General features: G+C 58.1%; 2 protein-coding genes. Both read right to left on the reverse strand.

Annotated elements, in window-relative coordinates; all coding sequences use genetic code 11:
• Positions 1 to 215 (reverse strand): 2Fe-2S iron-sulfur cluster-binding protein (locus ABWP81_RS08065; RefSeq protein WP_353140931.1); only part of this gene is annotated, 215 nt, incomplete at its 3' end.
• Positions 216 to 1,574 (reverse strand): NADH-ubiquinone oxidoreductase-F iron-sulfur binding region domain-containing protein (locus ABWP81_RS08070; RefSeq protein ID WP_353140933.1); only part of this gene is annotated, 1,359 nt, incomplete at its 5' end.

The following is a 1,574-nucleotide window of genomic DNA, read 5'->3' on the forward strand; positions in this document are numbered from 1 at the left end:
GCCAAGGTGCGCTCGCCTTTGATCTCGACCACACAAGCGCGGCAGTTGCCGTCAGGGCGTAGCCCGTCTTTGTAACAAAGGTGGGGAATGTCTACGCCATGCCTTTGTGCGGCTTTCAAAATGGTCTCGCCCTCATAGGCGTGCAAAGGCTGGTCGTTGAGCTTGAACGCAATAGTTTGCGGCATCAAGTCAGCGGGTTTGGTCGAGGCGTTCATTTAAACGATCTCCTCTGGAAAGTACTTTTGCACGCAACGCACGGGGTTAGGTGCGGCTTGACCGAGGCCACAAATCGAGGCATCGGTCATGACTTGGTTCAAGTCTTCCAAGGTGGCGTTGTCCCACACCTTGGCTTGCATGAGCTGCGCGGCTTTGGCTGTGCCCACACGGCACGGCGTGCATTGGCCGCAGCTTTCGTGCGCGAAGAAGTTCATCATGTTGATGGCTGCATCGCGCGCTGAGTCGTGTTGGCTCAACACAATCACCGCCGCTGAACCGATGAAGCAACCGTACGCTTGCAGGGTGTCAAAGTCCAAAGGAATGTCGTTCATGCGGGCGGGCAAGATGCCACCCGATGCGCCGCCTGGCAAATACGCATAGAGCTCGTGGCCGTTGAGCATGCCACCGCAATATTCGTCAATCAGCTCTTGAATGGTAATGCCCGCCGGCGCGAGCTTGACGCCCGGCTGCTTCACGCGACCGCTCACGCTGAAGCTGCGCAAGCCTTTGCGACCATGCCGTCCAAAGCCACTGAACCAGTCGGCACCTTTTTGCACGATGTCGCGCACCCAATACAGAGTTTCAAAATTGTGTTCGAGTGTGGGTCTGCCAAACAAACCCACTTGTGCAATGTAGGGCGGACGCATGCGGGGCACCCCACGTTTGCCCTCGATGCTTTCAATCATCGCGGACTCTTCGCCGCAGATGTAGGCGCCCGCACCACGGCGCAATTCAATGAGCGGCAGTGGGCAAGGTGGGTTGGCTTGCAAACTGGCCAACTCTTGGGTCAGAAGTTCGCGGCAGCCATGGTATTCGTCGCGCAAATAAATGTAGACCGCATCAATGCCCACCACATGGGCGGCGACCAGCAGGCCTTCTAAAAAGCGATGGGGGTCACGCTCGAGGTACGTGCGGTCTTTGAAGGTGCCGGGCTCGCCCTCATCAATGTTCACTGCCATCAAGCGCGGTGAGGGTTGCTCGCGCACGATGCGCCATTTGCGCCCTGCTGGGAAGCCTGCTCCGCCCAAGCCACGCAAGCCTGAATCTTCCATGGCTTTGAGCACTTGCTCTGCATCGGCTTTGCCTGCATGCAAATCGGCCACCAAGCGGTAGCCGCCATCCGCGACATAGTCATCCAAGCCCACATGCTCCGTCATGGCTTGGTGGGTTTGTTTCTGTGCTACCGCCTCGGCCACCCGTTGAGGTGTGGCGTGCGTCACTGGGTTTTGATGCACCACGGCAACGGGCGCTTGTTCGCATCGGCCCACGCAGGGGGCAGAAATCACGCGCACATCAGCGCCACCTAGCAAGGCAGGTAATTTTTCAAGCAACTGTTTGGCACCCGCTAATTCACAGCT

It is taken from the genome of Limnohabitans sp., from assembly GCF_040401135.1.
GTDB lineage: Bacteria > Pseudomonadota > Gammaproteobacteria > Burkholderiales > Burkholderiaceae_C > Limnohabitans.